The organism is Pantoea sp. GD03673 (assembly GCF_029844725.1).
GTDB lineage: Bacteria > Pseudomonadota > Gammaproteobacteria > Enterobacterales > Enterobacteriaceae > Pantoea.
This window is the reverse complement of record NZ_JAOCKJ010000001.1, coordinates 519,086-544,547: the sequence shown is the minus strand read 5'-3', so window position 1 is coordinate 544,547 and position 25,462 is coordinate 519,086. Positions and strand designations below refer to the sequence as shown.

The following is a 25,462-nucleotide window of genomic DNA, read 5'->3' as shown; positions in this document are numbered from 1 at the left end:
AAGGAGGGTTATTTATGGCGAAGCATCACTTACTCAAATCCATTGAAATTGCTGCAATTGTTCTGTTTGTTCTGATACTGGCTTATCTGGCTGTGACCGGTCTGATGTCATCAACGGGCATGGATCACGCCTGGCCTTATCCCACTAAGTAACTGAGTGCGGCACCAGGGAAATTATAAATATTATAAATAAAACTCCCCCGACGCAGGGGATAAAAACCCCGCCATTGCGAGGTTGATCTGAGGTTACACCAGACTTACCGATAGCAGCGTCAGCTCTTCAGTTTCCAGCGACAGGCTTTTTTTGGTTTCGAACATAAAGGCTTCAAGCGCTTCCTCCACATCGTCGCCCTCAATAAAGGCGTGTGTCGTGACATGATGTTCACCTTTTGACTTGATCACATAGGAAACAAACCACTTTTTCTTTTCCATGATACTTCTCCTGTTCTGAAACGGGTGATGCCGTCTGGCGGCAATGCATGAATACGCGGCTCTTACTCAGGCTCATCAGCGGAAGATACCCGTGATGCAGCGTGACGCACAAAGACTAATCAAGCGGGGCAGGATGCAGCAGGTCAATCACGTCATCAATTTCATTGCTGGCCGCATGGCGATCCAGGGCAACCGCGTAATAGCGTCCCTTACAATAGTGCTTTGTTACCGCCACACGATGACCGGTTTCGCTGTCAGCTTCACCGCCGGTCAGGGTCTGCAGATGGGGCGGAATAACCAGCTCACTTTCAAGCTGTTCTGCTTCAATGATCACTGTACTACCGTCACTGGATAGCAGCAGATGCTGAATGCTCATGGTCTCTCCTTTGCGTCAGATTGCTAACCGGGAAAGTGTAGTTCACCTCAGCGGGTGTGCTGACGACGTTGCGTAATCATTGCCTGTGCAGGCTTGTTATCACCGCTAATTGGTTTGTTCATGCAATAAAAAAGCCCCGTCAGGGGCTTTTAAGAACTGAATGGACTGCCTGAAAACTTAGCTGGTCTGACTGGCCAGCTTTGGCTTCAGCACGCGTTTACCCATCCGAATGCCGGGCTTCTCAACATACTTATAAAGTAAAGAGGCCAGCGCATAGGTCACCGGGATGGCAGAGACGCAGACGATCAGAAAGCGTGTCATGTCGCTCTTAAACGCAATGTCGGTGTGAGTCAGCAGCAGGGCGATCAGCGGGATCACAATCAGCAGGTGCAGCAGGTAAACCGAGAACGATACGTCACCCAGCCAGGTGCTGAGTCGGTTGTTCAGCAGCTTACGCGGCAGGGTAATCAGCTGAGCCATCAGGCTGCCCTGCGGGTATTGCCACAGAATCGCGGCCATACCCACGATCATCAGCGCCTCCATAATCACCTGCAGCTTAATCACGCCCATTCCAATCGCCACGCTGAAGACCGGGCCGAGCAGCGCAAAGGCAATATAGAGCAAGGATTTACGGCGAACCGCTTCAGCCAGCAGCATGCCCGCCAGGAACATGTTCAGCTTAATCAGGATCATCGACGGCATCTCAAAGGCCTCATAATACTCCGGCAGCACATAGCGACCGGCGCAGCAGAGCCCCATGATGCCAATCAGCGAAGCGGCATAACCAAAGCGCAGCGTGACCAGCATGATGAACGGGAACAGCAGATAGAACTGCATCTCCAGCCCGATGCTCCAGTCAGGCAGCACGGTGTTGAACCCATATTCGGGCAGCATGCCGAACAGGAAGCTGAAGTGAGTCAGGATGTTTGCCAGCGACTGATCGCTGTAACGTGAAGACGCCGTAGCGGTGCCGGAATAGAAGTGAGCAATGGTGTCACGCATCTCGCCAAACCACGGACCATAAATCAGGGCGATAATTAATAGCAGATAGTAGAGTGGGGCGATACGAAAGAAGCGGCGGATCCAGAACGTCTTGATCGTCTCCACGCTCTGCCACGGCTCTTTCTGCTGGCGCTCAATATAGTTTTTCGCCATCAGGTAGCCCGATAGCAGAATAAACAGATCCACCCCGATACCCGGTGATGAAATCAGCGTGATGTGGCAATGAACCAGTAAGCTGATATGACCAACCAGCACCCAGAGAGACGCAATGCCGCGTAATCCTTCCAGCTCCGTTGACCATCCTCGTGTTGCAGACATACCTCTTCCTCGTTTTTATCCGGCTTTTGGCGCTCACTAAGCCTCAAGGCAAGAGATATGTAAACGGGCCTTTACAAAAGTAAGAGAATTCCGAGCACAGAAAAAAGATGTAAATCAACCGAAAGCAGACGCGAAAGCACGGAAAGTTAAGGGCGTGCAATGGCACACACTTAACCATGATTTCTGTTTTACAGGCGCGATGAGGCCAGCTTTAACAGGATCATCCCGGCCATCAGCAGCGTCAGGCCCGCCCAGCCTTTGCGGTTCAGCCGCTGACCAAACAACACCCATCCGGCCGCGACCGTGGCGATAATCCCAAAGCCGCCCCAGACCGCATAGGCAATCGACAGTTCGATACCTTTAACCGCCTGTGCCAGTGCGCTGAACGCAAGCAGCACACAGCTGAGTGAAAGCAGACCGTGCAGCGGCTTCTTAAACCCATCAGAATATTTAATGAATATGTTGGCGGCTATCTCCAGCACGATAGCCAGCGCCAGCCAGGCAACATGAACAAAATCAGCGATGGCCATGATTAACCCCTGCTGATGATTGGGTGCCGGTTTTAATCAACACAATCCCGACGATCAGCGTGACCAGCCCGCAGATTTTCAGCACTGACAGCGCTTCACCAAACAGCTGCACGCTGAATAACGTAATCAGCATGATGCCGATACCTTCCCACAGGGCATACGCTACGCCCAGGGCGATACGTTTGATGGCGAAACTCAGCAGAATATAGGAACAGGCAATCATGCCCAGCATTATCAGGTAGCCTGAATGGCTGCCGTTGTGGCTGGACCACTTCATAAAAAGGGTACCAATAATTTCAGTAAGAATAGCGAGTGACAATAAAATCCATGCGCACATGGGGGGCTCTCCAGCAACGATAAATGACGACCTGCCACAGTAGGGGCAGACTCAGAAAAGTGTCGATGTGGTGAGGCGACTACAGGGCGTTACGCCAGTGCTGATCGGCGATGTTCCAGCCAGAAAGGAAAGCGGGGTTAAGGTGTGACATGAACAGTCTGCTCATAAAATTTACAACGCATCCACATTGTTGCTTCTCATCAGTGGACGGATAGTGCCTCCGGTTAACTAAACGCCAGATTTATAGCATTCTGCATATTACCAAATCAACAGCAGATGCTGCTTTGTTTGATTCTGGTTAAGGTTTGATGGTTTTGAAATGAGCGTTTATGAGAAAGGATCTGTCTAAGCTTGCCGCCGGAAATAAGCCTGAAAAAAAAGCCGGGCAACAGCGTGCCCGGCGATTATTGCGTGACAGTGTCACAGGTTATTCGGCGCGCTGCGGCACCGTGCGAACCGGGGCATCACCCGCGACATAATAAGAGGCAGTGCTGCGTGGCAGCGGATCGCGGCCTCGGATCTTATCGGCAATTTTCTCACCAATCATGATGGTGGTGGCGTTAAGGTTCCCGGTGATAATCAGCGGCATAATCGACGCATCCACGACGCGTAACCCTTCCAGCCCATGTACGCGACCTTCACCATCCACCACAGACATGGGATCGTTACCCATCTTACAGGTGCCACACGGGTGATAGGCCGTTTCGCCGTGGTTACGGACGAATTCATCCAGCTGCTCATCGGTCTGGCAATCCAGGCCCGGACTGATTTCACGGCCACGGTATTTGTCCAGCGCTGGCTGGTTGATGATCTGGCGCGTGATGCGGATAGCATCGCGGAACTCATGCCAGTCCTGCTCATGTGACATGTAGTTAAACAGAATGGCCGGATGACGACGCGGATCGCGTGACTTCAGGCGAACATGGCCGCGGCTTGGTGAGCGCATTGAGCCGACGTGGCACTGGAAACCGTGGGCATCGACGGCGTTGGAACCGTTGTAGTTAATCGCGACCGGCAGGAAGTGATACTGAATGTTCGGCCAGCTGAACTCTTCGCGGCTGCGGATAAAGCCGCCCGCTTCGAACTGGTTGCTGGCACCGATGCCGGTGCCGTTAAACATCCACTCTGCACCGATTTTCGGCTGGTTCCACCACTTCAGGGCCGGATAGATAGAGACCGGCTCTTTACACTCATACTGAAGATACATTTCCAGATGGTCCTGCAGGTTTTCACCCACACCCGGCAGGTCGTGAACCAGTGGAATGTCGAACTGCTTAAGCAGCTCAGGCGAACCGACGCCAGAACGCTGCAGGATCTGCGGTGAAGCGATCGCGCCCGCGCACAGCAGCACTTCGCGGCGAGCAGTGACTTTATTGAGGGTGTTGCTGTCGCCCTGCAGATACTCTACGCCGACTGCACGCTTGCCATCAAAGAGGATGCGATCGGTGGTGGCATGCGTGACGATTTTCAGGTTGGAACGGCCTTTGGCCCTATCCAGATAACCACGCGCGGTGCTGGAACGGCGACCCTGTGGCGTTACGGTGCGGTCCATCGGACCAAAACCTTCCTGCTGATAGCCATTCAGGTCGTCGGTGCGCGGATAACCCGCCTGCACGCCCGCCTCAATCATCGCTTCAAACAGCACGTTATTGCCCGCTTTAGGCGTTGCGACGCACACCGGGCCATCGCCGCCGTGGAAGTCATTCGGGCCGATATCACGGGTTTCCGCTTTACGGTAATAGGGCAGGCAGTCCAGATAGCTCCAGTTTTCCAGCCCTGGCTCACGGGCCCAGTTGTCCAGATCCATCGCGTTGCCGCGGATGTAACACATGCCGTTAATCAGTGATGAACCGCCCAGGCCTTTGCCGCGACCACACTCCATGCGGCGGTTATTCATGTAAGGCTCTGGCTCGGTTTCATACGCCCAGTTATAGCGTTTTCCCTGTAACGGGAAGGCGAGGGCCGCAGGCATCTGAGTGCGAAAATCAAAACGGTAGTCCGGGCCGCCCGCTTCCAGCAACAGGACGCTCACGTTGCTCTCTTCGGTCAGACGGGTTGCCAGAACGTTTCCTGCGGATCCGGCTCCAATAATAATGTAATCAAATTCCATTCATCGTTCCTCAGGTTAAGTGATTAAAAGACTGACTGAAAACGCGTCAGCTCAACCTGCACTGACTTCACCTGGGTGTAGCTCTGCAGGGTCATCAGGCCATTCTCGCGGCCAATGCCGGAGTGCTTATAGCCACCCACCGGCATTTCAGCGGCGGATTCGCCCCAGGTGTTGATCCAGCAGATACCTGCTTCGATTCGATGAATAACACGGTGTGCTTTATTCAGGTCCTGCGTCACCAGCCCGGCGGCCAGACCAAATTCGGTGTCGTTGGCGCGGCGGATCACTTCGTCTTCGGTTTCGTAGCTCAGGATCGACATCACCGGCCCGAAGATCTCTTCACGGACAATCTTCATCTCATCACGGCAGTCGGTGAAGACGGTCGGTGCAACCCAGGCACCCTGGTCGAAATCGCCACCGGTCAGGCGTTTGCCGCCGCACAGCACGCGTGCGCCTTCAGCAATGCCGGACTCGATGTAACGCATGACGTTGTCGCGATGGCTGAAGCTGACCAGCGGACCAAAATTGGTGGCCGGGTCACGCAGGTCGCCTGCCTGAATGCGGGCGACGCGTTCGCTGATTTTCGCCTCGAAAGCGCTCTGCAGTTTTGCGGGAATAAAGACGCGGGTGCCGTTGGTGCAGACCTGACCGGAGCTGTAGAAGTTCGCCATCATGGCGATGTCAGCAGCCAGATCGAGATCGGCATCATCAAAGATGATCAGCGGTGATTTACCGCCCAGTTCCATGGTGACCTCTTTCAGCGTTGAACCCGCTGCATTGGCCATCACTTTTTTGCCGCTGACCACGCCGCCGGTGAAGGAGACTTTGTCGATGCCAGGATGCTCAGTGAGCAACTGACCGGTGACCGAACCCATGCCCGGCAGCACGTTGAACACGCCATCTGGCAGGCCCGCTTCGGTGTAGATTTCTGCCAGCTTCAGCGCGGTGAGCGGGGTCATCTCACTCGGCTTGAAAATCATCGCATTGCCCGCCGCCAGTGCTGGCGCGGATTTCCACAGGGCGATCTGAATCGGATAGTTCCAGGCACCGATACCGGCCACCACGCCCAGCGGTTCGCGGCGGGTGTAAACAAATGAGGTTTCACGCAGTGGGATCTGCTGACCTTCCAGCGCAGGAACCAGACCGGCGTAATACTCCAGCACGTCCGCGCCGGTGACAATATCGACCGCTGAGGTTTCGCTGTACGGCTTACCGGTATCAAGCATCTCCAGCTCTGCCAGCTCATCATTACGCTGGCGAAGAATATCAACCGCGCGGCGCAGGATGCGTGAACGCTCCATCGCGGTCATCGCGGCCCAGACTTTCTGGCCTTTTCTGGCGGCAGCAACGGCGCGATTGACATCTTCCTGGCCGGCGGCATGAACCTCTGCCAGTACGTCGCCGTTGACCGGGTTAATCGTCTGGAACGTTTCGCCAGACGCTGCGGCAACATAAGCGCCATCGATGTAGAGTTTCTGCTCGGTGAATCGGGACATGTTTTCTCCTTCCGTTATTCGTGCTCGCCAGCCAGTTGCTGACGGATGAATTGGGTGGTCAGTGTGAGGGCGATAGCCGGAGTAAATGGCTTACCGCTCAGTGCGGCGCGCAGCCACAGACCATCTATCAGGGCAGCCAGACCGTGTGCGGCCAGTCGTGCCTTGTCCAGCGGCAGTTCACGCCGGAATTCGACCACCAGTGTTGAGTAGAGCCGCCGACTGCTGACCCGCTCAAGGCGATTAAGCTGGGGCTGATGCATGCTGCTCGACCAGAAGTCGAGCCAGGCTTTCATCACGGCCGTGTGTACCTGAGTTTCGTCGAAATTCCCTTCAACGATGGCACGCAGCCGCTGTTCTGCCGGGGCACTGGCCAGCGGTTGTAACCGCGACAGTACCGCCTCACGCAGTTGACGCGTCACATCACGCATCGTGGCTTCCAGCAGGCCGTTCTTGTCCCTGAAGTAGTGGCTGATGATGCCGGTTGATACCCCCGCCCGTCGGGCGATCTGGGCAATCGTTGCATCATTAATTCCCATTTCATTAATCGTGCTCAGGGTCGCATCAATCAGTTGCCGACGTCGTATCGGCTGCATCCCTACCTTTGGCATAGCTCCGGCTCCACCCTCAAATCGAGCCCCTATTTAAACTTTTTTTGATTGCACGTTCAATATAAAAAGAAAATTTGTTAGGATGCTGTTTTTTAAATGTAGCGTAAGCGAAACGGCAATGAGTGCTAAAATAGGCTGGATTGTCATAGCGATTAACAGGAAGTGATAGAAAGAAACAGAGCCGCACGGGCTGTAACCGTGGACGGCAAAATGTATCCATTGCGTATTTTCAGGACATTAACCAGAGGTAATCGATGAATAATCCACCTGCCGGTGAAAAAGACAGACTCAATCCCGTTGTATTTTATACCTCTGCCGGATTGATTCTGACGTTTTCACTCGTGACGATTCTCTACAGTGAACTGGCCGCGAGCTGGATCCTCAAGGCGGTCAACTGGGTATCCGCCACCTTCGGCTGGTATTACATGCTGGCTGCCACGCTCTATATCGTCTTTGTGCTCTACATGGCCTGCTCGCGCTTTGGCTCCATCAAGCTCGGGCCGGAGCACTCTAAACCTGAGTTCAGCGTGCTCAGCTGGTCCGCCATGCTGTTTGCTGCGGGGATTGGCATCGACCTGATGTTCTTCTCGGTCGCCGAACCGGTCACGCAGTACATGCAGCCGCCGGAAGGAGCAGGGCAGACGCTGGAAGCAGCCCGCCAGGCGATGGTCTGGACGCTGTTCCACTATGGTCTGACCGGCTGGTCGATGTATGCGCTGATGGGCATCGCACTGGGCTACTTCAGCTACCGATATAATCTGCCGCTGACTATTCGTTCGGCGCTCTATCCCATCTTCGGCAAACGCATTTATGGCCCGATTGGTCACACGGTGGATATTGCGGCGGTGGTCGGCACCATCTTTGGTATTGCCACCACATTGGGTATCGGGGTTGTGCAGCTTAACTACGGCCTGAAAGTGCTGTTTGATATCCCGGAAGGCCTGACTGCGCAGACCGCGCTGATCATTCTCTCTGTGGTGATCGCCACCATCTCAGTGACGTCGGGCGTGGATAAAGGGATCCGTTTCCTCTCTGAGCTCAACGTGATCATGGCGCTGGGCCTGATTCTGTTTGTGCTGTTCTTCGGCAATACCGAGTTCCTGCTGAATGCGCTGGTGCTGAACGTGGGGGATTACATCAACCGCTTCATGGGCATGACGCTTAATACCTTTGCCTTTGATCGTCCGACCCAATGGATGAACAGCTGGACGCTCTTCTTCTGGGCGTGGTGGGTGGCCTGGTCGCCGTTTGTCGGCCTGTTCCTGGCGCGAATTTCACGCGGTCGTACCATCCGTGAGTTCGTGCTGGGCACGCTGATTATTCCGTTCACCTTTACGCTGCTGTGGCTGTCAGTGTTTGGTAATGCTGCGCTGTATCAGATTATTCACGGCAACGCGGGCTTTGCCCAGGAAGTGATGAACCATGCGGAGCGCGGCTTCTACAGTCTCCTGGCGCAGTACCCGGCGTTTAAACTCAGTGCATCGGTTGCCACCATCACCGGTATGCTGTTCTATGTCACCTCTGCGGATTCCGGTTCGCTGGTGCTGGGCAACTTCACCTCGCGTCTGAAAGACATCAACAGCGATGCACCTAACTGGCTGCGTATTTTCTGGTCCGTGGCGATCGGGGTGCTGACGCTGAGTATGCTGATGACCAACGGTATCACTGCTTTGCAGAACACCACGGTGATCATGGGACTGCCGTTCAGCTTTGTGATCTTCTTTGTGATGGCGGGTCTGTTTAAATCGCTGAAGATTGAGGATCACCGCCGGGCCAGCGCCACGCGTGACACCGCACCGTACCTGGCGCATGCGACTGACCGTCTGACATGGAAAAAGCGTCTGTCGCGCCTGATGAACTATCCTGGCTCGCGTTATACCCAGCAGATGATGGAAAACACCATTTTCCCGGCGATGCAGGAAGTAGCGAAAGAGCTGGAGCTGCGCGATGGCCGTGTGACGCTGGAGCGTGTCGCGCCGGATGAGGCCAACCCGATTGGCTATCTGGATCTGCGCGTCCATCTGGGTGAGGAGCAGGACTTTGTCTATCAGGTCTGGCCGCAGCAATATTCCATTCCGGGCTTTACCTATCGTGCCCGTAGCGGCAAGTCGACCTACTATCGGCTGGAAACCTTCCTGCTGGAGGGCAGCCAGGGTAACGACTTAATGGATTACAGCAAAGAACAGGTCATCATCGACATACTGGATCAGTATGAGCGACACCTGAACTTCATCCATCTCAACCGTGAAGCACCGGGCAGCAATATCAGCTTCCCGAGCGTGTAAATCAGAGCCCGTCAGCATAGTGCTGGCGGGTTTTTTTTGACATCGACGGCGTACACGACGCCGTCGCCTGCCGATATCGTCTATCTTTAGGGCTTTGCTGGCCTGATGCCTGAAGGGTATAGACAGGGAGTCACATGGGAAAAATATTCAGTACGTTTCTGCCGCTCTACACCACCACGCTGCTGATGCTGCTCGGCTCCGGTTTACTGACCACCTACGTCTCATTACGGCTGGCCAGTGAGCAGGTTAACGGCGCGCTGATTGGCGCAATTATCGCGGCAAACTATATCGGGCTGGTGATTGGCGGCAAGGTGGGGCACAACCTGATTGCCCGTGTCGGCCATATCCGTGCCTATGTGGCCTGCGCCGGGATCATTACCGCCTCGGTGGTGGGTCACGGCCTGACTGACTTTATTCCGCTGTGGGTCTTTCTGCGGCTGATTATCGGACTTTGCATGATGTGCCAGTACATGGTGCTGGAAAGCTGGCTCAACGATCAGGCGGAGTCATCCCAGCGCGGCATGATTTTCGGTTTATACATGGTCGCCACCTACCTTGGACTTAGTGGGGGACAGGTGATACTGAGCCTGCAGACCGGATTTGGTGTGAGCACGCTGCTGATTGTGGCACTCTGCTTCGCGCTTTGTCTGGTGCCGATAGCGCTGACCACCCGCACCCATGTCAGGCCGATGACGCCGGCCCCCATGGAGCTGGGCTATTTTGTCCGCACCATCCCTAAACTGCTGGGCACCACCCTGGTGACCGGCATGGTCATCGGTGCTTTCTACGGCCTCGCCCCGGTTTATGGCAGCAGCAAAGGCTTTACCACCAGCCAGACCGGCTACTTTATGAGTCTCACGATTTTTGCCGGACTGGTGTCGCAGTTTCCGCTGAGCTGGCTTTCTGACCGCTACGATCGTCAGCGGCTGCTGTTTATTATTGCCATGCTGTTTGCCGCCATCTGTGTGCCGCTGATCCTGCTGCCGCATCTGACGTTTCACTGGATGATCGGCATCGCCTTTGCCGCCAGCATGATGCAGTTCGCGCTCTATCCCTTGCAGGTGGCGCTGGCCAACGATCAGGTTGCCGCCGAGCGCCGCGTCTCCTTGACGGCTTGTCTGTTGATGGCTTTTGGTATTGGTGCCAGTATCGGGCCGCTGGTGGTGGGTGCGCTGATGGAGCCGCTGGGCAGCAATATGCTCTATCTCTTCTTTGCCCTCTGTGCGCTGGTGATTGGCGGGCTGAGTTTTGTGCGTGCGCCGGGTCCGCTTCCCACCACCGAAGTGCCCTTGCCCCACGTGGTCATGCCTGACAGTCTGGCGACCTCGCCACTGGGAGCCGCGCTGATTCCGACGCTGGAAGAGGAGGTGATTCAGGCCACGATGGGCGGTCAGGAGCCGGAAGAGGAGAGCGATGCGTACGCTGAACCGGCTGATGAAGAAACCGTGCCCGATGATCCCAGGGATGTTCACGACGATCAGCGGCATAAATAGTCGCGGCAGGGCATTATGCGGCTCGCAGTAAAGCAGGATGGCCGGAACTGGCTCAGGTCTGTCCGTTTGCAGGCTCGACATTCGGGCCTGCAGCGGCGATGCTGGGTGCCCCGCCTCTTCAGGAATGACACCATGCTGGAACTTCGCCCTAACTGTGAACGCTGCGACATTGATCTCCCGCCATCGTCGCTGGCGGCGCGAATCTGCTCGTTTGAATGCACCTTCTGTGCAGATTGTGATGAGCATCTCGCGCATGTTTGCCCTAACTGCGGCGGTGAACTGGTACGCCGTCCGGTACGTCCGGCAGAAAAGCTGCAGAAGTATCCGGCTAAATTGCGCAGCTGATCTCAAATGATGACGAATGTGCGGGGGCAGAATAGCCTGTGCTGCCCGTTATCGTTATCATGACTTTCGTCCCTGACAGAGCTAACACCTTAACTGAGTGCCGGAGATAAGCGCCGGGAGGGACACACTTATCATGCCCGGTGAATTTCGCTTTCCGTACAGCGAGACGCTTTCTCTGCCTTTGTTGCATTCTGCTTTCCCGGTCCCCCCTTATTCATGGTCAGCCCTTATACTCTGGGGGGTGTTTCAGCAGCGAAAGGGGCGTGCTCCGATGTATTACGACTACCTGAATGGCGCAGCGTGGCAACGGATCTGGGTGGCGGGCGATCTGCATGGCTGCCGCCGCGAGCTGGAGGCACTGTTGCAGCAGCAGCAGTTTAACCCGCAGCAGGATTTACTGATTTCGGTGGGCGACATTATCGATCGCGGGCCGGACAGCCTGGGGTGCCTGGCGCTGCTGCTGGAGCCGTGGTTTCGCTGCGTACGCGGAAATCATGAGGAGATGGCGATTTCAGCGATGCAGGGCCATGACAGGGCACGCTGGCAGATGAACAGGGGTGACTGGTTTTTTCAGCTGCGGGGCGCGGCGTTAATCGCGGCGCGTCATGCGTTACAGCGTTGCCGTGAACTGCCGCTGATTCTGCATCTGCAACTCGGTGAGCGCACGATAGTGATTGCCCATGCGGACTACCCGGCACAGGAATACAGACTGAATAAGCCACTCGACTGGCATCAGGTGGTCTGGAGCCGTCAGCGGCTGGAGGCTATCGGGGCAGGCGAACAGGCGGGCATCCGGGGTGCGGACGCCTTTTACTTTGGTCATACACCGCTGAAACAGCCGCTGACGATTGCCAATCTGCATTACATTGATACCGGCGCAGTGTTTGGCAATCATCTGACAATGCTGCAACTTAAGTGACTCAGCGGAACAGGCGTCCGTCGCGGACCAGCTCGCGGGGATAGCTGTTCTTGATGCGACTGCCGACTTTCTTCGCCAGCCCCAGCGGCTGCTGCTGATAAGTGACAATCATCTCATTGCTGGCAGGCTCCGTTTCCGGATAGATATCCCGGCCGCGATACCACTCTTCCGCCTCGGATGCCGTGAGTTCGAAGGACTGAGCTGCATCAGGTTGCGCAAGGGCCACCACCGCTTCATGTTGCCAGCGATAGCCTTTGGCAAAGGTTTCAGCCAGTTTCAGACCAATACGCGAGAAGCGCACTTTGCCCAGCAGCGGGGTAACGGCCTCCGGGAACAGCCAGATCTCTTTGTCACGCTGCCACAGCACCCGTGAAGCGTCCCAGCGAAGTGAGACGGCGGCGGCGGCCTGAATGATTTCACTCTCCAGCTTGCGGCTGACGTGCGAGAAAGGCAGCTTACCGACTTTATAGCCGGGTGCAGGCAGGGGATCGACCGGGGTAGTTTTACGCAACCGGGCCACAAAAAAACCTTCGCTGTCGAACATCTGCGGGAAAACGTGCAAATATCCTTCAGGTGTGGCGGCCTGCTGCGGCCCCTCAAACAGTTCGCTGAGGGGCAGGATCTCCACGGCGTCGGGATAGCGCTGCAGCAGCCAGGCGACGACCTGCTGATTCTCAATCTGATTCAGGGTGCAGGTTGAATAAACCAGCGTGCCGCCCGGTTTGAGTGCGTGAAAGGCACTGTCGAGCAGATCGCGCTGGGTCGCAGCGATATCTTCGGTGCTCGCCAGCGACCAGTTCTTCAGGGCGTCCGCATCTTTGCGCATCACGCCTTCGCCGGAGCAGGGGGCGTCGAGCAGGATGGCGTCGAATTGCGCCGGTAGCGCAGGTCCGAATACGCGGGCGTCAAAATGCGTCAGCGCACTGTTGCTGACGCCGCAGCGGCTGATATTGGCGTGCAGGACTTTTACCCGGCTGGAGGAGAATTCGTTGGCCAGGATAACGCCCTGATTGCCCATTCGTGCCGCAATTTGGGTGGTTTTGGACCCCGGTGCCGCCGCCATATCCATCACGGCGCTGACGTCTGGCTGGGCATCAAACAGTGCGGTGACCGGCAGCATGGAGCTGGCTTCCTGAATATAGAACAGGCCGCTGAGGTGTTCCGCTACGCTGCCCAGCGGCAGGCTCTCATCTTCCCGGCTGATCCAGAATCCCTCTTCACACCACGGCACGGGCGTCAGCTGCCAGTCATAACCGGCGGTCTGACTCAGGAAGTCAGCCACGCTGATCTTCAGGGTATTCACGCGAATACTGCGGCGCAGGGGCTGCTGACTGATGGCAATAAATTGCGCAAAGCTCGCCTCATCGGGCAGGCTCTGGCGCATTAACGAGAGAAAATCGGCGGGGAAAAGCGAAGCAGCATCTGACACGGGCACATTCCAGTTAAGGCAAAGGCGGCAGTGTACCACGCAGAAAGGAAACGGGCAGCCTGGCTGCCCGTTCAGATGCACTCAGCGCGGCGACGGAATCGCCGTTCCCCAGTTGCGCCACTCTTTTGGCGCTTCATCCTGTAACAGGAAGTGTTTGTCCGGGTTCGCCTGCGGTGCCAGCGGCACCGTCGGTGGCGTCGCAAACTGAATGCCACCGCGAATAAACTGCTGGAAGGTGCCGGTTTTGACCACGCCGCCCACCAGACCGAAGTCCAGGTTGTAGCCTGACGCCTGCCAGAACACCGAGTTATTACGCACCAGATGCTGATACTTCTTACTGATGCGAAGGGCGATCTGCACGCGATCCGCCATCGTGCCCAGCGAGGTGCCGGTCACGGTGCCCACTTCCACACCCCGGAACAGCACTGGCGTACCCAGCGACAGCGAACCCGCTTCCGTGGCATCAACATAAATGTTCAGGCCATTCAGGTAGCGCGAATCGGTAATGGTGCTCTCCTGCAGCTCGAAGGTGCGCACGGCTCCGCCTTTGCCGGGGTCCACGTTAACATAGGGCTGCAGCAGGGTTTCCAGATGATTCACACCCGTGGCGGAAATCTCCGGTGAAACCACCGAGAAACGGCTGCCGAGACGGGCGAAATCATTCACATACTCAGGGTAAAGCACCGCTTTCGCTACCACCTGATTGTTATCTTTGCTTAATGACAGCGACTCCACCTGGCCGACATTAATACCCAGATAACGAATCGGCATCCCGGCAGAGAGCTTGCTGGCATCATAGGTGTGCAGCGTGATCTGACTGCCGACGGCGCGTGCCGCGGTTTCAGATGAATAGAGCACGCGTTTTGCTCCCTTAGCCGACTGCGCGCCGCTCATATTGTCGAAACTGATTGCGCCTTTCAGCGCACGGTTAAGCGGTGATGCCTGCACCGTCAGGCCGCTGCCATTAAGGCTGACGCGTGCGCCACCCTCTGCCCAGAACACGCTTTCGCTGCTCAGCAGCTTGCGATACTCCGGCTGAATATGGACCGCAATATCAAAGGCGTCAGCGCGGGGGGTCACTTTAACAATTTCGCCTACCTGGAATTTGCGGTAAAGCACGACAGATCCCGCCTGAACGTCAGGCAGGCTGTTGGCGGTCAGCGTCAGCGTCGTTGACGGGCCATCGCCGGTGATGCCTTCTTCCGCTTTTTCAGCATCCGCAAACAGCGGATAGGCGCTTTTCGGTTCGCCTTTTTTGCCCGGCTCCAGCCGGATGCCGCCATCAACCCATTCACGGGCGCTGGCACCTAAAACCTGCATCCCATCCAGACCGAACTTCACATCGAGCCGGCTGTTAACGATAAACTTGCTGTCGCCATGCACCAGATTGCGGTTTTCAGGATTGACCGCGACCACGAAGTTGACGCCATTTTCATCCAGCGAACGCGACATGACCTGACCAATCTGCATGCCGTGCAGCATCAGCGGCTGGCCCTGATCGATACCGTAACTGTCCGGTGCGCTGAGTCTGACTGTCAGCACGTTGGGTTTCTGCAGCAGGGTCTCGTTCGACGCCAGCACGGTGTAGTGCTGCTGTGGTTCACCTTCACCCGGCACCAGTTCCAGCGTGTTGCCGGTCAGCAGCGCGCTGAGGCTGGTATCGGTCAGGCTGATTTTCGGGCTGTGCATCTCAATACGGGTGCCGCTGCGCATCAGACCAACCACAGAGGGATCGATGGTCAGTTCGCCGGTAACCTTGCCGCCATCCTGCAGGTTCAGTCTGGTCAGCGTACCGACCTCCAGTCCCTGATAAATCAGGGGCGTGCTGCCTGCCTTAAGATTTTTGCCGTCAGGCAGGTCTAGGGTGATGAGCACGCCGCGCTGGCTGTGCGCCAGATCGGGATAGAGCCGGTAGTTCTGCTCCGCTTTGGCCGTTTCCGCACCCTGGGGTGAGTCAAACGCAATCGCGCCATTCACCAGCGCCGCCAGGCTTTCCAGCTGCACTTTCGCCCCGCTCAGACTGACGTCCGCATTAACGCCTGACACATTCCAGAAGCGGCTGTTGGTCTTCACCAGGTTGACAAAGCGACGGTCAATCAGCACATCAATCGAGACGCCATCGGTTTTGCTGTTGATGCTGTAGTCATAGACCCGGCCAACCGGAATTTTACGGTAGTAGACCAGCGAACCCGTGTTGAGCGAGCCGAGATCGGGCGCATGCAGGTGGATCAGCAGTTCGCCGGTATTGACCCGGTATTTCGGTTGTGTATCCAGCGCGGTAAACGCCTCGCTGGGTTTACCTTTACCCGGCATCATGCCGATATAGTTACCGCCGACCAGCGCATCCAGTCCCGAGACGCCCGCCAGCGAAGCTTTGGGCGTGACCAGCCAGAACTGCGTATCCTCACGCAGCGCGTCGCGCATGTCGCTCTTGATGCTGGCTTTAATCTGAATGCTGCGATAATCGTCGCTGAGATTAATGCCCTGCACGGTGCCCACTTCCACGCCCTGGTAACGGATTGGGGTGCGCCCCGGCACAATACCATCCGCCGTCTGGAAATTGATGGTGATGGTGGTGCCGCGCTCCTGATAGTTGGTCCAGAGCAGCCAGCAGGCGATCAGCATCGCAATGATCGGCAGCAGCCAGAAGGGCGAAATTTTGCGTTTATTACGCAGCGTTGCGTTAGTCGGTGTAGTCGGCGTTTCCTGTTGCATGTGCATCCCAGAGCAGGCGGCTGTCCAGCCACTCAACAGACATAATGGTCAGGATGACGGCCGCGCCAAAAAACAGCGCAGCCGGTCCCATGGTAAAAGCCAGCAGCTGATCACGGTTGACCAGCGACATGGTTAACGAAATGACAAACAGGTCGAGCATCGACCAGCGGCCAACCCAGGTCACAAACCGCAGCAACCGGATGCGGGTTCTCAGCCCCTGTTCACAGCGAAAATGAATGCTCAGCAGCAGGGTCAGCATGACCAGCACCTTAGTAAACGGCACCAGGATACTGGCGATGAACACAATCGCTGCCACCGGAATATTGCCTTCACCCAGCCCCAGGATGCCGGAGAAGATGGTGTCCTCGCGCCGTGAACCATTCAGATAAACCACCGAAATGGGCATCAGATTCGCCGGGATCAGCAGCACAATCGAGGCGATCAGCGCGGCCCAGGATTTTTGCAGACTATGGCGACGCCGGAAATCGAGCGGCGTATGGCAGCGCGGGCAGCGGCCCCGTGCGTCGGCCAGGCCGGTGTGATGACAGTTCAGGCAGACCTGCATATCGTCGCGGGCCATGTTGCCGGGGCGTTGCGGATAGAAATGTGCCCACAGCTGCTCCATATTCAGATGGATCATCGTCAGCACGCTCAGCACCGTCAGGGCAATGTAAGCCGCCAGACCATAGCCAATTTCCAGCGAAGCATAGTCCTGCACTTTGATGGATGCCACGGCAATGCCGATCAGATAGATATCAAGCATCACCCACTCTTTGAGCTTCTCCAGCATCAGTAACACCGGGCGCAGGTTCATGCCCAGACGATGACCGATACCGAGATAACAGATACCGGCGACCAGCGTTACCGGCGCACCAATGGTGCAGAACGCCACCATCGAGGCCGTCAGCACGTCACCCTGCTGGGTCATCTGAATCACGCCTTCCAGCACGCTGGCATTAATGCGCATACCCAGCAGCCGGATATCCACCAGCGGCAGGGAAAAAGCGAAAGGCATTAACACGATCATGGTGGCGGCCATAGCCAGAAGTCGGGTCATTGACCAGTCGCGTCCACTGAGAATCTCAGCGTTGCAGCGCGGGCAATGTGCCGACTGATGCGATTTCACATCCGGTAAGGAAAAAAGGGTATCGCATTGCGGGCAACGCTGATAACGTGCGTGAGGCAATGTCTGGCTGATAGCGTGAATTTTCATAGGGTGATGCAATTTTCGCTCTTCAGAGGGAACAGATATCGGTCATAAAGACATTGTCTGTGTGCCTGTCTCGGGCATCACGCTTCGATCCACAGAATGCTAAGGGTATAGCAACTAACGCTATGATTCACCTTGTGGCTCTGGATATTTAAAACTTATTTTAACGAACGGTCTCTATTACCCCGTTCAGATGTCATTGGTAACGGTTGAATAATGAACAAAACTGCCTTTTACGCCGATTTGAATCGCGATATGCGCGCCTTGCTGGCGGGAGAAACGGCGTTCCTTGCCGCGATGGGAAACTTTAGCGCGCTGCTCTACGAACGTCTCGATGGTGTGAACTGGGCAGGTTTCTACCTGCTGACGGAAGCCGATACGCTGGTACTGGGCCCGTTCCAGGGAAAAATCGCCTGTGTGCGCATTCCGGTCGGTAAAGGCGTGTGTGGCACGGCGCTGGCAGAAGAAAAAGTGCAACGCGTAGATGATGTGCATGCTTTCCCGGGCCACATCGCCTGTGACGCTGCCAGTAATGCTGAGATTGTGATTCCTCTGAAAGTGAATGGCACTGTGGTTGGGGTGCTGGACATCGACAGCGTTGAGTACAATCGCTTTGACAGCGACGACGAATCGGGGCTGGTCACACTGACTGATGGGCTTTGTGAAGTGCTTGCGAACAGCGACTTAGAAAAATATCTGCAGCTGACGCGCAGCTAATCGACTGGATCACATGGCAATTAGCGATGTTGTCATTATAATGTCGCCTGTTCATGCCTGCGCTGGTCGGCAAACCCGTTGTAATCAGGAAATTTCATGGAAAATCAACCTAAGTTGAATAGCAGTAAAGAAGTCATCACTTTTCTGGCGGAGCGCTTTCCGCACTGCTTTAGCGCTGAAGGTGAAGCGCGTCCGCTCAAAATCGGTATCTTTCAGGATCTGGTCGAGCGTGTTCAGGGCGAAATGGGTCTGAGCAAAACACAGCTGCGTTCCGCGCTGCGTCTTTATACGTCAAGCTGGCGTTATCTTTACGGCATCAAAGCCGGTGCGATTCGTGTCGATCTCGACGGTAACGCCTGTGGCGTGCTGGATGAGCAGCACGTTGAGCATGCACGCAAGCAGCTGGAAGAAGCGAAAGCACGCGTCCAGGCGCAGCGTGACCAGCAGCGTGCGGCACGCCGTGAAGCAGGCGAAAGCGAAGAGGGCGCGGCACCGCGTCGTCCGCGCAAGCCCGCGCCACGTAAGCCTGCAGAAGGCGACGCTGCGCGTAAACCGCGTCCGCAGACGACTGCACCGCGTGCGACCGCATCACAGCATCGCAAGCCAGCCCCACGTCCGGAGCAGGAAGCCCGACCCATCACTGATACCTCAACTTTGCAACCCGGCCAGAGTATTAAAGTTAAAGCAGGCAAAAGTGCGATGGACGCTACCGTTCTGGAAGTCTCTAAAGACGGCGTTCGGGTCCAGCTCGCTTCCGGCATGGCAATGATTGTGCGCGCAGAACATTTGCAGTTCTGAAACGGAGGCTAACCCCGGCATGAACACCCTTTTCAAAGTTGGACTTATTGCGGGCCTGCTGTTAGCAGGCCCAACCTTCGGTGCGGAGAACATCACCCGCGCCGATCAGATTCCCCAGCTTCATGAAGACCCGCAGGATCCTACGGTCAGTGAGCGCGTAACCTCGCGCTTCACCCGTTCCCACTACCGCCAGTTCGATCTGGATCAGAACTTTTCCGCGAAAATTTTTGATCGCTACCTTAATATGCTCGACTACAGCCACAATGTGCTGCTGGCGTCGGATGTGGCGCAGTTTGCCAGCAAAAAAACCACCGTCGGTGACGAGCTGCGCAGTGGCAAGCTGGATCTCTTTTACGATATTTATAATCTGGCGCAGAAACGCCGTTTTGAGCGCTATCAGTACGCGCTGACGGTGCTGGCGCGTCCGATGAATTTCAGCGGCAATGACACCATCGACATTGATCGCGCTAAAGCGCCCTGGCCGAAAGATCAGGCTGAACTGAATGCGCTCTGGGATGCCAAGGTGAAATATGACCAGCTGAGTCTGAAGCTGGCGGGCAAAAACGATAATGAGATTCGCGATGTTCTGACCAAGCGTTACAATTTCGCTATCCGTCGTCTGGCTCAGAGCAACGGTGAAGACGTTTTCCAGCTGGTCATGAACGCTTTTGCCCGCGAAATCGATCCGCACACCAGCTATCTGTCGCCGCGTAACACCGAGCAGTTTAACACCGAGATGAGCCTGTCACTGGAAGGCATCGGTGCGGTTCTGCAGATGGATGATGACTATACCGTTATCAATTCGATGGTCGCTGGTGGCCCGGCAGCGAAAAGCAAAGCCATCACCGTTGGCGACCGCATCGTGGGTGTCGGTCAGCCTGGCAAGCCGATGGAAGATGTTATCGGCTGGCGTCTGGATGACGTTGTAGCAAAAATCAAAGGACCGAAAGGCAGCAAAGTACGCCTGGAAGTTCTGCCAGCCGGAAAGGGCACAAAAACCCGTACCGTGACGCTGACGCGTGAGAAAATCCGTCTGGAAGATCGCGCGGTTAAAATGACCATCAAAAATGTCGGCAAGCAGAAAGTGGGCGTGCTCGATATTCCTGGCTTCTATGTTGGTCTCACCGACGACGTGAAAGTACAGCTGCAGAAACTGCAGAAACAGAACGTTGACAGCGTGGTGATTGATCTGCGCACCAACGGTGGCGGCGCGCTGACCGAAGCGGTATCGCTGTCTGGCCTGTTTATTCCGAGTGGTCCGGTGGTGCAGGTACGCGACAACAATGGCCGGGTGCGTGAAGACAGCGACAATGACGGCGTGGTTTACTACAAAGGACCGCTGGTGGTACTGGTCGATCGCTTCAGCGCCTCAGCCTCTGAGATTTTCGCTGCCGCGATGCAGGACTACGGTCGTGCGGTGATTGTGGGCGAGCCGACCTTTGGTAAAGGCACCGTTCAGCAGTATCGCTCTCTGAACCGCATCTACGATCAGATGCTGCGTCCGGAGTGGCCAGCATTAGGCTCCGTTTCTTACACCATTCAGAAGTTCTACCGCATTAACGGCGGCAGCACACAGCGTAAAGGCGTCACGCCGGATCTGCTGATGCCAACCGGCGTTGAAGCGGCTGAAACCGGTGAGAAATTTGAAGATAATGCGCTGCCGTGGGACAGCATCAAAGCGGCAACCTATGAAAAAACCGGTGATGTTAAACCGCTGGTTGCGCAGCTGACGAAGCAGCATGCTGACCGCATCGCCCAGGATCGTGAGTTCCAGTACATCATGAAGGACATTGCACGCTTCAATGCCCTGAAAGATAAACGCAACATCGTGTCACTTAATCTTGCGCAGCGCGAGAAAGAGAACCACGAAGATGATGCGTCACGTCTGGAGAGGATCAATGCGCGCTATCAGGCCGAAGGCAAAAAACCGCTGAAAAATCTGGATGAATTGCCGAAGGATTATAAAGAGCCGGATCCGTATCTCGATGAGACGGTGAAAATCGCTAACGACCTTGCGCAACTGGAGAAAGCCCAGCCAGACGCGCCAGCAGCGAAATAATCCGCTGTTGCCAGAAAAAGCACCGCTCAGCGGTGCTTTTTTTTGCACCTGAAAAAGTTTGCGGTTACGAATGATTAGCAAGGGTGAACCCGTGAGCAGGCAGTGCTGCACGCCAGACGTGTCAGAATGTAAAGTTATGTCTTTTTAGGCACTTAAACGTTAAGGTCGCTTGAAAAGCCGCCCAATGCTCATAGGATATGTATCCGCGTATAGGCGCGTGAACTACTGAGGAAGATTAACAAATATGATGCGTATTGCTCTTTTCCTGATGACCAACCTGGCTGTGATGTTGGTATTCGGGCTGATTCTCAGCCTGACAGGGATCCAGTCAAGCAGTGTTCAGGGCCTGATGATTATGGCAGGCCTGTTTGGCTTTGGCGGTGCGTTTGTTTCACTGCTGATGTCGAAGTGGATGGCACTGCGATCGGTTGGTGGTGAAGTGATTGAACAGCCACGCAATGAAACCGAGCGCTGGCTGGTGGATACTATTGGCCATCAGGCCCAACAGGCGGGCATTGCGATGCCACAGGTCGCTATCTATCACGCACCTGACATCAATGCCTTTGCGACAGGCGCACGGCGAAATGCCTCACTGGTTGCGGTTTCAACCGGTCTGCTGCAGAACATGAGCCGTGACGAAGCCGAAGCGGTGCTGGCTCACGAAGTCTCGCATATCGCTAACGGTGACATGATCACCATGACGCTGATCCAGGGTGTGGTGAACACCTTCGTGATTTTCATTTCACGTATTCTGGCGCAGATCGCAGCAGGCTTTATGTCCGGCAACCGCGATGATGAAGAGAGCAGCAACGGCAATCCGCTGGTCTATTTTGCGGTGTCGATGGTGCTGGAGCTGGTGTTTGGTATTCTTGCCAGCATCATCACCATGTGGTTCTCGCGTCACCGTGAGTTCCATGCTGATGCCGGTTCAGCGAAGCTGGTGGGTCGTGAGAAGATGATTGCGGCGTTGCAGCGCCTGAAAACCAGCTACGAACCGCAGGAGCCGAGCAGCATGATGGCGTTCTGCATCAACGGCAAAGGCAAATCGTTCAGCGAGCTGTTTATGTCGCACCCGCCGCTGGATAAGCGTATTGAAGCACTGCGCAGCGGTCAGTATCTGAAGTAACACGAAGCAAATCAAAAAAAGGCGACTCAGGTCGCCTTTTTCTTTGGGTTGCCGTCAGGCGCGGGTCTGCGTCATGCGCGACACACTCACCAGCGCCGCCACGGCGGCAAAGCTGCCTGCCAGCAGCAGCGAAGCGTGCGTTCCGCGGTCATCAAACAGATTAAACATCAGTGCAACCAGCGCGGCACCCATACTCTGGCCCAGCAGGCGCGCCGTCCCCAGCATCCCGCTCGCGCCACCGCTGCGATGACGCGGAGCAGAGGTCACAATAGTGTGGTTATTCGGTGACTGAAACAGCCCGAAACCGGCCCCGCACAGCATCATGCGCCAGATAATATCCCCATCGCCTGGATTGGCTGGCAGCCAGGCGAGCAGGAATAACCCCAGGGCGAACATCGCCAGTCCGATCCCCCCCAGCAGCCCGGCATGCACCCGCTCAATCAGACGGCCGGCAATCGGCGCAAAGATCATCGTCGCCAGCGGCCAGGGCGTCAGCAGCAGACCGGTTGCCACCTCATTACGCTGCAGGACGTTCTGCAGGAAGAAGGGCAGTGAGACCATCGCCAGCATCTGGGCGCAGAACGAACAGACTGACGTCCCCATCGACAGGCTGAAGATCGGGATACGCAGCAGATCAACCGGTAACAGCGGCACCGCCATGCTTAACTGGCGACGAATAAAAAACCAGCCAGTGATCAGCAGCGCAACGACCTCGGCCAGCACCAGCAGCTGACTTTGTCCCTGAGCAAAACCGCTAAGCGCGGAGATGATCAGGCCAAAGAACAGGGCATTCATGATGGCACTGGGCACATCAAATTTCTGTGTGGTGGTTTTCTGCGGATTATCAGGAAGCGTTCGCAGCGCCAGCCAGAGCGCCACCGCACCCAGCGGGACGTTAATCAGAAACAGCCATTTCCAGCTTGCTACCGAGAGTATCGCTGCCGCTACCGTCGGGCCTGCCGCGGTTGAAACGGCCACCACCAGCGAGTTGATCGCCATACCGCGTCCCAGATAACGCTGCGGATAGATAATGCGTATCAGCGCGGTATTCACACTCATCAGCGCCGCGCCGCCAAACCCCTGCAGCACGCGGGCCACGGTCAGCATAGTGAGTGAGGTCGAGAAGGCGCAGAACAGCGAGGTCGCAATAAACAGTGCCAGCCCCGCCTGATAGACGCGGCGGTAACCCAGCATGTCGCCAAGAAAAGAGAGGGACAGCAGCGAGACGATGATTGCGATCTGATAAGCATTCACAATCCAGATGGATTGCGCCGGGCTGGCATTCAGCTCACGGGAAATGGTCGGTAATGCGACGTTGGCAATCGCGCCGTCCAGCACCGCCATGGTCAGGCCCAGCGCAATGGTGACGATAGCCATGTAGCGCTGACGCGCAGGTAATCCATCCTGAGGGGGAGAGAGTGTCATAAGTTAATTACTAAAGAGAGTGAATATCATCATGCTAATGAAATCAGCGCTGAAATACAGCGTCCCGGTAGATAAAAAACTGTCTTTAAATATGACTCAATCGTTAAAACATTGCTGCTGTCCTGTGCATCACTCTATACTGACAGTCCGTTCCATTTTTTTTGAAACAGATTTAACAAGGTGCGCGATGTCCTCTGCTGAAAATGATAAACAGCCCGATTCCGTCTCTTCGGTACTCAAAGTGTTCGGCATTTTGCAGGCGCTGGGTGAAGAGCGCGATCACGGTATTACCGAGCTTGCGCAGCGCGTGATGATGTCAAAAAGCACCGTCTACCGTTTCCTGCAAACCATGAAATCGCTGGGCTATGTCACGCAGGAAGGTGAAAGTGAGAAATACTCACTGACCCTGAAGCTGTTTGAACTGGGCGCTAAAGCGCTGCAGAACGTAGATTTGATCCGCAGTGCAGATGTGCAGATGCGTGAGCTGTCTCGTCTGACCAAAGAGACGATTCACCTGGGCGCGCTGGAAGAGGACAGCATTGTCTACATCCACAAAATCGACTCGCTCTACAACCTGCGCATGTATTCACGCATTGGCCGCCGTAATCCGCTGCACACCACCGCGATTGGTAAAGTCCTGCTCGCCTGGCGCGATCGCAGCGACGTTGAGGAGATTCTGCGGGATGTGGAGTTCAAACGCAGCACGGCCAATACGCTGCTGAGTGCGGAGGCGCTGATTACGGCGCTGGAGCAGGTCAGGGCGCAGGGCTATGGCGAAGATAATGAAGAGCAGGAAGAGGGATTACGCTGTCTGGCCGTGCCGGTATTTGATCGGTTTGGCGTGGTGATTGCGGGACTCAGTATCTCGTTTCCCACTATTCGTTTTTCAGAAGATGCCCGTCAGGATTATGTGGCGATGCTGCACCGGGCAGCGCGCACGCTTTCAGCAGAAATGGGTTATCACGACTACCCGTTCTGAACAAAGCGGGCCATCCGGCCCGCTTAATGATCAGTTATCGATCACGTCGCCGCTTTTCTTCAGTAACGGACAATCCGTTACGCCCACCACGCCACTGTCCGTATGCAGATATTGCGCGCTGATGACGCCGCGAGCGGTAAGATAGCTGCACTGCAGGCCCAGTCCGGCGGCATTTTTCGTACTGCCGGTTAACACCCCGTAACCGGTAAACAGCATCGCCAGCCAGATCACCGCCAGCAAGCCTAATGTGCGAATAAACAGTTTCATCATGTCTCCTTGTGAAAGATAACTCAGCGCGCCACCTGGTGCTGCCGGTTATGATGATATCAGCATGCCTCGCTTTTCTGGTGGGATCGATCAGAGATAACTGAAACGGCAAATTCTGCATTAATGTGCCCCCCATTATCTTTTGCGATGGCTACAGGTAGAATAGGGGGTTGCCATGTTCTGGCGTTTCCACTGAGTTTTACGAGGCAGTTATGAATGAGTTAGCCGCAAATTCGGGCCCCCTGGTCAGCTATGGCCTGCTGGTCATTGTGTTGATTGTGGCGTTTGTCGCCTGGTTCTTTGTTAACCGGGCCAGCGTGCGCGCTGGTGAGCAAATCCGCTTACTGGAATCCTTACTTGAAGAGCAGAAAAAACAGAATCAGCTGCTGCGACGTCTCATTGAGTTGCAGCCTGGGGCAGAGTTGAAAAAAACCGATGACGAGCGGGAAAAGCGCGACTTTATCCGGTTAATTCCGGAACGTTAATC

24 protein-coding genes are annotated in these 25,462 nt (G+C 55.7%); 11 read left to right on the top strand and 13 right to left on the bottom strand.

Translation table 11 applies throughout. The features are described from left to right. Positions 1-14 precede the first annotated feature (14 nt). Positions 15-152, top strand: a complete 138-nt coding sequence (locus N5J69_RS02585; protein ID WP_167493426.1) for a hypothetical protein — start codon at positions 15-17, stop codon at positions 150-152. Positions 153-245: 93 nt separating this feature from the next. Here N5J69_RS02585 and N5J69_RS02580 read toward each other — a convergent pair whose 3' ends face one another. The 8 genes from N5J69_RS02580 to betI form a co-directional block, all read right to left on the bottom strand. Then, the gene (locus N5J69_RS02580; protein ID WP_279767882.1) at positions 246-431 is read right to left on the bottom strand and encodes a hypothetical protein; all 186 of its coding nucleotides are present in this window, start codon (positions 429-431) and stop codon (positions 246-248) included. 115 nt (positions 432-546) lie between these two features. Continuing rightward, positions 547-807, bottom strand: coding sequence for a hypothetical protein (locus tag N5J69_RS02575; RefSeq protein ID WP_279767880.1), 261 nt, complete (start codon positions 805-807; stop codon positions 547-549). A 177-nt stretch (positions 808-984) separates the two neighbouring features. Continuing rightward, positions 985-2,127 carry an acyltransferase gene (locus tag N5J69_RS02570; protein WP_279767879.1) on the bottom strand — a complete coding sequence of 381 codons (1,143 nt, stop codon included), beginning with the start codon at positions 2,125-2,127 and terminating at the stop codon, positions 985-987. A gap of 188 nt (positions 2,128-2,315) precedes the next feature. Then, a complete protein-coding gene (gene mdtI, locus N5J69_RS02565; RefSeq protein ID WP_279767878.1) occupies positions 2,316-2,657 on the bottom strand; it encodes a multidrug/spermidine efflux SMR transporter subunit MdtI in 342 nt (113 codons plus the stop codon). After that, positions 2,644-2,994 carry a multidrug/spermidine efflux SMR transporter subunit MdtJ gene (gene mdtJ / locus N5J69_RS02560; RefSeq protein ID WP_279767877.1) on the bottom strand — a complete coding sequence of 117 codons (351 nt, stop codon included), beginning with the start codon at positions 2,992-2,994 and terminating at the stop codon, positions 2,644-2,646. The genes mdtI and mdtJ overlap by 14 nt, the downstream gene beginning before the upstream one ends. Before the next feature lie 427 nt (positions 2,995-3,421). Further along, positions 3,422-5,104: a choline dehydrogenase gene (gene betA, locus N5J69_RS02555; RefSeq protein WP_279767875.1), complete on the bottom strand. Its 1,683-nt coding sequence runs from the start codon at positions 5,102-5,104 to the stop codon at positions 3,422-3,424. A 23-nt stretch (positions 5,105-5,127) separates the two neighbouring features. After that, complete coding sequence (gene betB, locus N5J69_RS02550; RefSeq protein WP_279767874.1) at positions 5,128-6,600, bottom strand: betaine-aldehyde dehydrogenase; 1,473 nt, start codon at positions 6,598-6,600, stop codon at positions 5,128-5,130. 14 nt (positions 6,601-6,614) lie between these two features. After that, positions 6,615-7,208 carry a transcriptional regulator BetI gene (gene betI, locus N5J69_RS02545; protein ID WP_279767873.1) on the bottom strand — a complete coding sequence of 198 codons (594 nt, stop codon included), beginning with the start codon at positions 7,206-7,208 and terminating at the stop codon, positions 6,615-6,617. Positions 7,209-7,462: 254 nt separating this feature from the next. Between betI and N5J69_RS02540 the strand changes: the two genes are divergently transcribed. The 4 genes from N5J69_RS02540 to N5J69_RS02525 all read left to right on the top strand — a co-directional run bounded on the left by N5J69_RS02540 (position 7,463) and on the right by N5J69_RS02525 (position 12,250). Next, positions 7,463-9,493, top strand: a complete 2,031-nt coding sequence (locus N5J69_RS02540) for a choline transporter (RefSeq protein ID WP_279767872.1) — start codon at positions 7,463-7,465, stop codon at positions 9,491-9,493. Between the two features lie 134 nt (positions 9,494-9,627). Continuing rightward, positions 9,628-10,986 carry an MFS transporter gene (locus tag N5J69_RS02535; RefSeq protein ID WP_279767871.1) on the top strand — a complete coding sequence of 453 codons (1,359 nt, stop codon included), beginning with the start codon at positions 9,628-9,630 and terminating at the stop codon, positions 10,984-10,986. 132 nt (positions 10,987-11,118) lie between these two features. Beyond that, positions 11,119-11,331 (top strand): DUF1272 domain-containing protein, encoded by a 213-nt coding sequence (locus N5J69_RS02530; RefSeq protein WP_279767870.1) that lies wholly within the window; start codon positions 11,119-11,121, stop codon positions 11,329-11,331. 271 nt (positions 11,332-11,602) lie between these two features. Beyond that, positions 11,603-12,250: a metallophosphoesterase gene (locus N5J69_RS02525; protein WP_279767869.1), complete on the top strand. Its 648-nt coding sequence runs from the start codon at positions 11,603-11,605 to the stop codon at positions 12,248-12,250. A gap of 1 nt (position 12,251) precedes the next feature. Here N5J69_RS02525 and rsmF read toward each other — a convergent pair whose 3' ends face one another. The 3 genes from rsmF to yebS all read right to left on the bottom strand — a co-directional run bounded on the left by rsmF (position 12,252) and on the right by yebS (position 17,607). After that, the gene (rsmF, locus tag N5J69_RS02520; protein WP_279767867.1) at positions 12,252-13,679 is read right to left on the bottom strand and encodes a 16S rRNA (cytosine(1407)-C(5))-methyltransferase RsmF; all 1,428 of its coding nucleotides are present in this window, start codon (positions 13,677-13,679) and stop codon (positions 12,252-12,254) included. A gap of 81 nt (positions 13,680-13,760) precedes the next feature. Beyond that, a complete protein-coding gene (locus N5J69_RS02515; protein WP_279767865.1) occupies positions 13,761-16,394 on the bottom strand; it encodes a PqiB family protein in 2,634 nt (877 codons plus the stop codon). Further along, positions 16,363-17,607 carry a membrane integrity lipid transport subunit YebS gene (gene yebS / locus N5J69_RS02510; protein WP_279767864.1) on the bottom strand — a complete coding sequence of 415 codons (1,245 nt, stop codon included), beginning with the start codon at positions 17,605-17,607 and terminating at the stop codon, positions 16,363-16,365. Before yebS ends, N5J69_RS02515 begins: the two co-directional genes overlap by 32 nt. Before the next feature lie 213 nt (positions 17,608-17,820). Between yebS and N5J69_RS02505 the strand changes: the two genes are divergently transcribed. The 4 genes from N5J69_RS02505 to htpX all read left to right on the top strand — a co-directional run bounded on the left by N5J69_RS02505 (position 17,821) and on the right by htpX (position 22,304). Further along, a complete protein-coding gene (locus N5J69_RS02505; RefSeq protein WP_033732889.1) occupies positions 17,821-18,321 on the top strand; it encodes a GAF domain-containing protein in 501 nt (166 codons plus the stop codon). Positions 18,322-18,417: 96 nt separating this feature from the next. Beyond that, on the top strand, positions 18,418-19,119 hold the full coding sequence (gene proQ / locus N5J69_RS02500) for an RNA chaperone ProQ (protein ID WP_033732888.1): 702 nt from the start codon (positions 18,418-18,420) through the stop codon (positions 19,117-19,119). A 19-nt stretch (positions 19,120-19,138) separates the two neighbouring features. Further along, positions 19,139-21,178: a carboxy terminal-processing peptidase gene (gene prc / locus N5J69_RS02495; RefSeq protein ID WP_279767863.1), complete on the top strand. Its 2,040-nt coding sequence runs from the start codon at positions 19,139-19,141 to the stop codon at positions 21,176-21,178. Positions 21,179-21,422: 244 nt separating this feature from the next. Continuing rightward, the gene (htpX, locus tag N5J69_RS02490; protein ID WP_279767862.1) at positions 21,423-22,304 is read left to right on the top strand and encodes a protease HtpX; all 882 of its coding nucleotides are present in this window, start codon (positions 21,423-21,425) and stop codon (positions 22,302-22,304) included. A 54-nt stretch (positions 22,305-22,358) separates the two neighbouring features. Here htpX and N5J69_RS02485 read toward each other — a convergent pair whose 3' ends face one another. Beyond that, positions 22,359-23,729, bottom strand: coding sequence for an MFS transporter (locus tag N5J69_RS02485; RefSeq protein ID WP_279767858.1), 1,371 nt, complete (start codon positions 23,727-23,729; stop codon positions 22,359-22,361). Between the two features lie 187 nt (positions 23,730-23,916). Here N5J69_RS02485 and kdgR point away from each other — a divergent pair, with 187 nt between their 5' ends. After that, positions 23,917-24,708: a DNA-binding transcriptional regulator KdgR gene (kdgR, locus tag N5J69_RS02480; protein ID WP_279767857.1), complete on the top strand. Its 792-nt coding sequence runs from the start codon at positions 23,917-23,919 to the stop codon at positions 24,706-24,708. Between the two features lie 30 nt (positions 24,709-24,738). Here the strand turns inward: kdgR and N5J69_RS02475 are convergent, their stop codons facing one another. Further along, complete coding sequence (locus tag N5J69_RS02475; RefSeq protein WP_279767856.1) at positions 24,739-24,975, bottom strand: YobH family protein; 237 nt, start codon at positions 24,973-24,975, stop codon at positions 24,739-24,741. Positions 24,976-25,187: 212 nt separating this feature from the next. On the opposite strand from N5J69_RS02475, the gene N5J69_RS02470 reads away from it, so the two are divergent. Then, positions 25,188-25,460 carry a YebO family protein gene (locus N5J69_RS02470; protein WP_279767855.1) on the top strand — a complete coding sequence of 91 codons (273 nt, stop codon included), beginning with the start codon at positions 25,188-25,190 and terminating at the stop codon, positions 25,458-25,460. Positions 25,461-25,462: the final 2 nt, after the last annotated feature.

Coding starts and splice junctions, on each gene's coding strand:
- N5J69_RS02485 (WP_279767858.1), bottom strand. CDS start 23,729: ATGACACTCTCTCCCCCTCAGGATGGATTACCTGCGCGTCAGCGCTAC.
- N5J69_RS02505 (WP_033732889.1), top strand. CDS start 17,821: ATGAACAAAACTGCCTTTTACGCCGATTTGAATCGCGATATGCGCGCC.
- mdtI (WP_279767878.1), bottom strand. CDS start 2,657: ATGGCCATCGCTGATTTTGTTCATGTTGCCTGGCTGGCGCTGGCTATC.
- N5J69_RS02540 (WP_279767872.1), top strand. CDS start 7,463: ATGAATAATCCACCTGCCGGTGAAAAAGACAGACTCAATCCCGTTGTA.
- N5J69_RS02570 (WP_279767879.1), bottom strand. CDS start 2,127: ATGTCTGCAACACGAGGATGGTCAACGGAGCTGGAAGGATTACGCGGC.
- N5J69_RS02585 (WP_167493426.1), top strand. CDS start 15: ATGGCGAAGCATCACTTACTCAAATCCATTGAAATTGCTGCAATTGTT.
- N5J69_RS02535 (WP_279767871.1), top strand. CDS start 9,628: ATGGGAAAAATATTCAGTACGTTTCTGCCGCTCTACACCACCACGCTG.
- N5J69_RS02580 (WP_279767882.1), bottom strand. CDS start 431: ATGGAAAAGAAAAAGTGGTTTGTTTCCTATGTGATCAAGTCAAAAGGT.
- proQ (WP_033732888.1), top strand. CDS start 18,418: ATGGAAAATCAACCTAAGTTGAATAGCAGTAAAGAAGTCATCACTTTT.
- betA (WP_279767875.1), bottom strand. CDS start 5,104: ATGGAATTTGATTACATTATTATTGGAGCCGGATCCGCAGGAAACGTT.
- N5J69_RS02475 (WP_279767856.1), bottom strand. CDS start 24,975: ATGAAACTGTTTATTCGCACATTAGGCTTGCTGGCGGTGATCTGGCTG.
- mdtJ (WP_279767877.1), bottom strand. CDS start 2,994: ATGTGCGCATGGATTTTATTGTCACTCGCTATTCTTACTGAAATTATT.
- betI (WP_279767873.1), bottom strand. CDS start 7,208: ATGCCAAAGGTAGGGATGCAGCCGATACGACGTCGGCAACTGATTGAT.
- N5J69_RS02470 (WP_279767855.1), top strand. CDS start 25,188: ATGAATGAGTTAGCCGCAAATTCGGGCCCCCTGGTCAGCTATGGCCTG.
- prc (WP_279767863.1), top strand. CDS start 19,139: ATGAACACCCTTTTCAAAGTTGGACTTATTGCGGGCCTGCTGTTAGCA.
- N5J69_RS02575 (WP_279767880.1), bottom strand. CDS start 807: ATGAGCATTCAGCATCTGCTGCTATCCAGTGACGGTAGTACAGTGATC.
- N5J69_RS02515 (WP_279767865.1), bottom strand. CDS start 16,394: ATGCAACAGGAAACGCCGACTACACCGACTAACGCAACGCTGCGTAAT.
- N5J69_RS02525 (WP_279767869.1), top strand. CDS start 11,603: ATGTATTACGACTACCTGAATGGCGCAGCGTGGCAACGGATCTGGGTG.
- kdgR (WP_279767857.1), top strand. CDS start 23,917: ATGTCCTCTGCTGAAAATGATAAACAGCCCGATTCCGTCTCTTCGGTA.
- htpX (WP_279767862.1), top strand. CDS start 21,423: ATGATGCGTATTGCTCTTTTCCTGATGACCAACCTGGCTGTGATGTTG.
- betB (WP_279767874.1), bottom strand. CDS start 6,600: ATGTCCCGATTCACCGAGCAGAAACTCTACATCGATGGCGCTTATGTT.
- N5J69_RS02530 (WP_279767870.1), top strand. CDS start 11,119: ATGCTGGAACTTCGCCCTAACTGTGAACGCTGCGACATTGATCTCCCG.
- yebS (WP_279767864.1), bottom strand. CDS start 17,607: ATGAAAATTCACGCTATCAGCCAGACATTGCCTCACGCACGTTATCAG.